Source organism: Streptomyces niveiscabiei, from assembly GCF_001419795.1.
GTDB classification, from domain to species: Bacteria; Actinomycetota; Actinomycetes; order Streptomycetales; family Streptomycetaceae; genus Streptomyces; species Streptomyces niveiscabiei.
On record NZ_LIRL01000283.1, the window covers coordinates 1 to 6,049 of the forward strand.

Genomic DNA, 6,049 nt, shown 5'->3' on the forward strand with positions numbered 1-6,049 from the left:
AGCGCGGGCATCGCGCCGTAGGCGAGGCCGACGCCGCTGCTGGTGATGATCGTGACGGCCATCAGGCCCGCCGCCGAGCCCATCAGCGCGAGCGAGACGCCGTACCCGGCCGCGAGGACGAGCGCGCCGCAGACCAGCGTGAACTTGGGGCCGCGGGCGTTGGTGAGCTTTCCGCCGAGCGGCGAGACCAGCATCATCGTGACGCCGCCGGGCGCCATCCACAGACCGGCGGCCAGCATCGACTGGCCGAGGCCGTAGCCGGTCTCCTTCGGGAACTGGAGGAGCTGCGGCAGGACCAGCATCGACGCGTACATGCCGAAGCCGATGAAGACGGACGCGGCGTTGGTGAGCAGGACGCGCGGGCGGGCCGTCGTCCGCAGGTCGACCAGCGGATCCTTCGTACGGGTCTCCCACCAGCCCCACGCGCCCAGCGCGACGACCGCCGCGGCGAACAGACCGAGCACCGAGCCCGAACCCCAGCCCCAGTCACCGCCCTTGGAGACGGCGAGCAGCAGCGCGACGAGGCCGACGCCGAGGCCGATCGCGCCGGGCGCGTCGAAGCGCTGGCCCTTCGCGCCGGCCGGGACGTCCGGGATCAGGAACCAGATCAGTACGGCCACGGCCGCCGCCAGCGTCGCCGAGCCCCAGAACAGGACGCGCCAGCTCGCGTACTCCGCGACCGCCGCGGCGATCGGCAGTCCGATCGCGCCGCCGATCCCCATCGACGCGCTGACCAGGGCTATCGAGCCGCTCAGCTTCTCCGTCGGCACGACGTCCCGCAGGAGGGCGATGCCGAGGGGGACCATGCCCATGCCCATGCCCTGGAGGCCCCGGCCGACGATCATCATGACCACGTCGGAGGCCAGGGCGCACACCACCGAGCCGACGACCAGCGGGATCGAGCAGGCCAGCAGCATCGGGCGCTTGCCGACGAGGTCGCCCAGGCGGCCGACCACCGGGACGCACACCGCCGAGACCAGCAGGGTGACCGTGATCACCCACGCCGCGTTCGACGACGTCGTGTCCAGGATCTTCGGCAGCTCCGCGATCAGGGGGGTGACCAGCGTCTGCATGATCGCCGCGGTCGTGCCGGCGAAGGCCAGCGTGGCGACTACGGCGCCCGAGCGGGGCGTGGACTGGGGGGCGTCCATTCAGGACTCCGCTTTCTCTCAGGGGTCGGGGGCGCGGCTCGGTGGAGGCGCGCGGGGTGAAGGATGTGCATCGTACATGTCGCATGTATCAAGCATGTGGTCCGTCGGGTGCCGTGTGCCAGGATTGATCCATGGAGACGCCCACTCATCAGGTCGAGTACGAGCAGATGCTGCTCAGCCGCCACTCGTTCATGAGCAAGCGGGGTGGGCGGCGGACCGACGGGGTGATGGAGCGCAGCGCGTACATCATGCTGAGCCGGATCCGGATGCAGGGGCCCATGTCCATCGGGGAGTTGAGCGAGGCGTTCGGGCTGGACGCGTCCACGTTGAACCGGCAGACCGCTGCGGCGTCCCGTGCGGGGCTTTTGCAGCGGATTCCTGATCCCGAGGGGGGGATGGCGCGCAAGTTCCGGTTGACGGAGGAGGGGTTGCGGCTGCTGGATCAGGAGCGGCAGGGGATCGTCGAGGTGCTGGACCGGGTGATGGGGGACTGGTCCGATGAGGACATCGCTGCGTTCGCGGGGTATTTGAGGCGGTTCAACAATGGGATCGAGGCGATCGGGGGACGACCGTGGCCGAGGGAGGGGCAGTAGGTCGGGTGCGGGTGGTTTGTGGCTGGTCGCGCCCACGCGGCGGTAGCCGCAAATTGATACAGCCCCGCGCCCCTGAAAAGACGGCGCAAGCGCCGGTCTTTTTCAGGGGCGCGCTTATACGTACAGCTCCGCGCCCCGGAGGATCGGCGGCGAAGCCGCCATCCTTCCAGGGGCGCGGGGAACTGCGCGAGCAACCACGACGCACCCGCAGCCGGCCTCCTAGATCGCCGCCGCTGCCGCCCTCCCCGCCTCGCGGCCCGAGAACAGGCAGCCCCCGAGGAACGTCCCCTCCAGCGACCGGTATCCATGAACGCCGCCCCCGCCGAAGCCCGCCACCTCGCCCGCCGCGTACAGACCTGGGATCGGGTTGCCCGAAGCGTTCAGCACTCTCCCCGAGAGGTCCGTCTGCAAGCCGCCCAGTGTCTTGCGCGTCAGGATGTTCAGGTGGACCGCGATCAGGGGGCCCGCCGAGGGGTCGAGGATCTTGTGGGCCGAGGCCGTGCGGCTCAGGGTGTCGCCGGGGTAGGCCAGCGCATTGCGGATGCCCATCACCTGGACGTCCTTCGTGTACGGGTTGTCGATCTCGCGGTCCCTCGCCTCGATCTGGCGTTTCAGGTCGGCGAGGTCGATCAGGTTCTCGCCGGTCAGCTTGTTCATCCCGGCGACGAGTTCGGACAGCGTCGACGCGACCACGAAGTCCGCGCCCTTCTCCTTGAACCTCTCGATCGGCTCGGGTGACTGCCAGATGCGGGAGAGGAGTTTCCAGACGTCCTTGTTCGTGAGGTCGGGGTTCTGCTCGGAGCCCGAGAGGGCGAACTCCTTCGCGAGGATCTTCTGGGTCGTCACGAACCAGGAGTAGTCGTACCCGGAGTCGGTGATCGACTTGAGCGTGTGGAGCGTGTCGTACCCGGGAATGTCGGGCGTGTCGAAGCGCCGCCCCTTCGCGTCGAACCACATCGAGGACGGCCCGGGGAGAATGCGGATGCCGTGGCCGGGCCAGATGGGCGCGTAGTTGCGGAGCCCTTCCGTGTAGTGCCACATGCGGTCGGGGTTGACGATCCGGCCCCCGGCTTTCTGGGTGATCCCGAGCATGCGGCCGTCGACGTGCGCGGGCACCCCCGTGATCATCGACTTCGGCGGATTCCCCATCCGGGCGGGCCAGTTGGCCCGTACGAGGTCGTGGTTCGCGCCGATGCCACCGGACGTGACGACGACAACGGGCGCGCGCAGCTCGAAGTCTCCGACGACGGTGCGCGAACTGGCCGTCCCCCGCGGGGCGTTGGAGGGCTCCAGGAGAGCGCCCCGCACCCCGGTGACCGTACCGTTCGTGACGATCAGCTCATCGACACGGTGCCGGAACCTGAACGTGACCTTCCCGGCGGAGACCCCCGCGCGGACCTTCTTCTCGAAGGGTTCGACGACGGCGGGCCCGGTCCCCCACGTGACGTGGAAGCGGGGTACGGAGTTCCCGTGCCCGGTGGCGAGCCCGCCCCCGCGCTCGGCCCAGCCGACGATCGGGAACCACTGGACGCCGAGCCCGGCGAGCCAGGACCGCTTCTCGCCGGACGCGAAGTCCACGTACGCCTCGGCCCACTTGTACGCCCAGTGGTCCTGCCCGGCGGGGTCGGTGATCCCCCGGTCGAAGCCCGCCGTACCGAGCCAGTCCTGCCAGGCGAGGTCACGGCTGTCCTTGACGCCCATCAGCCGCTGCTCGGCGGAGTCGACGAAGAACAGCCCGCCGAACGACCAGAACGCCTGCCCGCCGAGGCTCGCCTCGGGCTCCTGGTCGAGGAGCAGCACCTTCCGTCCGGCGGCGACGAGTTCGGACGTGGCGACGAGGCCGGCGAGACCGTGCCCGACGACGATCGCGTCCGCGTCCTGCGCCTCGGCGGCGAACGACGGCGCGGCGAGGGACTGCGCGAGGGCGGCACCGGCGACGACGCCGCCGGCCACGGTCATCACGCGACGGCGGGAGGGGTGCTCCACAGGCTCCATGTGCTTCCTTCCGGGTACGGCTCGCGACGGTGCGCGCCGTGCGGGGACGGGGAGGGGTGGCTGCGGGGTACGGCGGGTCGCCCTGGCCGTGTGGCGTGTCGCCACGGGGAGTACGGAGGGTGTTGCGTCCGGACCCACCCCTGTTACCTTCGGTAGCACCATAGGAAATCAGGTCGTCACCCTGATCCGGTAGTGGCCGGGCGGCAACAGGAACTCCCCTTCGTTGTGGCCCGGGCACAGCGTCCGGACGGACGAAGGGGGCCCATGAGCGTCCGCCACGGACCCGAACCGGTCGCCGGCATCCTGCGCGGCATGGCCGACGACACGGACGTATGCCGCGAACTCGTCACGGCGGCCCGCAGCCGCTCCCCCGAACTGGCGCGCCTCACCGAGGAGGAGACCCGCTCACACGCGACGGCGATGCTGCGGGCGGCGGGGACGTGGTTCGCGGCACTGGACCACACGGCACCCGACAACTCCGGCTCCCCCACCTCACCCGGCCCCTCCAACTTTGGCTCGCCCGGCCCCCTCGGCTCTTTCGGCTTCCCCGACTCCCCCGACTCCCTCGACGAACAGGACTTCACCGCCGCCCTGTTGCTCGGCGCGGACCGCGCCGCCCAGGGTGTTCCGATGACCGTCGTCCTGCGTGGCGTCCAGGCGGCTCTCACCCGCGCGGCCGAGATCACGGTCGACCGCTGCCGCTCGGCGGGCATCCCGGACCGGGCCCAACTCGACGTCGTCCTCAGGCTCAAGGAGTACGGCGACGCGGTGGAACGTCAGGTCATCAACGGCTACCGGGCGGCCGAACGCGAGACCCCGCGCGGCACCGGCGCCGCCCGTACCCGCCTCCTCCGCCAGGTGCTGCTGGGCGGCGCGCTCCCCCCGCTCTCCGAACTGACCCGCGCGGGTATCCGCCCCGGCCCCGACGGCCTCCATCACTGCCTGGCCGCCGACAACACCACCCTCCCGGGCATCCCGGCGGCAACCGCCCTCCTGGACGGCCGACTTGCCGCGCTCTCCCCCCTGCCCCCGACGCCGGACCAGCTAGAACCCGGCGCGTTGGTCGTGATAGCCCCGCCCGCCCCGCTGGCACACCTCCCCGAGCTGTACCGCCTGTGCGTCAACGCGGTCGACCTGCTCCGCCGCCAGCGCCGCCACGGCCTCCACGAACTGACCGACCTGGCCGCCGAGTTGGCCCTCTCCGAACAGCCCCTGCTGGGCTCGTACGTGACGACCCGTCTCCTCGGCTCCCTCGACCCCACCGACGACTTCCACCGCCAACTCGCCCTGACCGCCCTCACGTTCCTCGACCTGGGCCGCCGCCTCGATCAGACCGCCGCAGCCCTCTTCACCCACCCCAACACCGTCCGCTACCGCCTGGCCCGCCTCCAGCAGATCACAGCCAGCTCCCTGACCAGCGGCCCGATCAGCCACACCGAAACCCTGCACTGGTGGTGGGCGTTGACGACCTGGCTGGGCGAGGAACGAACGGTGGACGCGTCGTACGAGGACGCCGGCCCCTGCTCCCCCACCCTGCGCCGGAGACCTGACCAATGAACGGAATTTCGGCGGAGCCGATCCGCACCGCGCGGCTAGACCTGCTGCCGTTGCGGGTCGAGCACGCCGAGGAGATGGCGGGGGTGCTGGCCGATCCGGCGTTGCACGAGTTCATCGGCGGGGCGCCGGAGACGGCGGAGGAACTGCGGGCGCGGTACGAGCGGTTGACCGCGGGGGCTCCGGAGCCGGGGGTCTCGTGGCTGAACTGGGTGGTTCGGCTTCGGGAGGAGGGGCATCTGGTGGGGACGGTCCAGGCGACGGTCCTGGACGCCGAGCTGCATGCCGAGGTCGCGTGGGTCGTGGGAACACCGTGGCAGGGCCGGGGCATCGCGGGTGAGGCGGCCCGGGGGTTGGTGGAGTGGCTCGGTGGCGTGTCGGTGCGTACGGTCGTCGCGCATGTCCATCCCGACCATGCGGCGTCCGCCGCCGTGGCGAGAGGGGCGGGGCTCGTGGCCACCGGGGAGTGGCAGGAGGGCGAGATGCGGTGGGTGAGGAAAACTCGAAGCGTCCGTCGCCGCGCAGGAGTTACGTTGCCCTGATGGCCTCCCTCACTACCGACCGCCTCCACCTCCGCCTCTTCACCCCGGATGATCTCGACGATCTGTACGCGTATCAGGGGCTGCCCGAGGTCGCCCGTTATCTGTACCGGCCGCCGCTCAGCAGGGAGCAGTGTGTGGAGAGTCTGGCACGCCGTGCCAAGGGGTCGTCCTGGGGTGAGGACGGGGACAGTCTGGTGCTGGCGGTGTGCCGGCG

At 70.8% G+C, this 6,049-nt stretch carries 6 protein-coding genes; 4 read left to right on the forward strand and 2 right to left on the reverse strand.

Annotation, left to right across the window (positions count from 1 at the left end; genetic code table 11):
• Positions 1-1,151 (reverse strand): MFS transporter (locus tag AOK24_RS14860; RefSeq protein ID WP_055720545.1); only part of this gene is annotated, 1,151 nt, incomplete at its 3' end.
• Positions 1,152-1,282: 131 nt separating this feature from the next.
• Here AOK24_RS14860 and AOK24_RS14865 point away from each other — a divergent pair.
• Entirely contained in the window at positions 1,283-1,744 is a 462-nt protein-coding gene (locus AOK24_RS14865) for a MarR family winged helix-turn-helix transcriptional regulator (RefSeq protein WP_055720546.1), read from the forward strand.
• 219 nt (positions 1,745-1,963) lie between these two features.
• On the opposite strand, the gene AOK24_RS14870 is transcribed toward AOK24_RS14865, so the two are convergent.
• Positions 1,964-3,739, reverse strand: coding sequence for an FAD-binding dehydrogenase (locus AOK24_RS14870; protein ID WP_055720547.1), 1,776 nt, complete (start codon positions 3,737-3,739; stop codon positions 1,964-1,966).
• Between the two features lie 264 nt (positions 3,740-4,003).
• Here AOK24_RS14870 and AOK24_RS14875 point away from each other — a divergent pair, with 264 nt between their 5' ends.
• The 3 genes from AOK24_RS14875 to AOK24_RS14885 all read left to right on the forward strand — a co-directional run.
• A complete protein-coding gene (locus AOK24_RS14875) occupies positions 4,004-5,296 on the forward strand; it encodes a helix-turn-helix domain-containing protein (RefSeq protein ID WP_063799452.1) in 1,293 nt (430 codons plus the stop codon).
• Complete coding sequence (locus AOK24_RS14880; protein WP_055720548.1) at positions 5,293-5,835, forward strand: GNAT family N-acetyltransferase; 543 nt, start codon at positions 5,293-5,295, stop codon at positions 5,833-5,835. Before AOK24_RS14875 ends, AOK24_RS14880 begins: the two co-directional genes overlap by 4 nt.
• Positions 5,835-6,049 (forward strand): GNAT family N-acetyltransferase (locus AOK24_RS14885; RefSeq protein ID WP_159051873.1); only part of this gene is annotated, 215 nt, incomplete at its 3' end. The genes AOK24_RS14880 and AOK24_RS14885, both read left to right, overlap by 1 nt.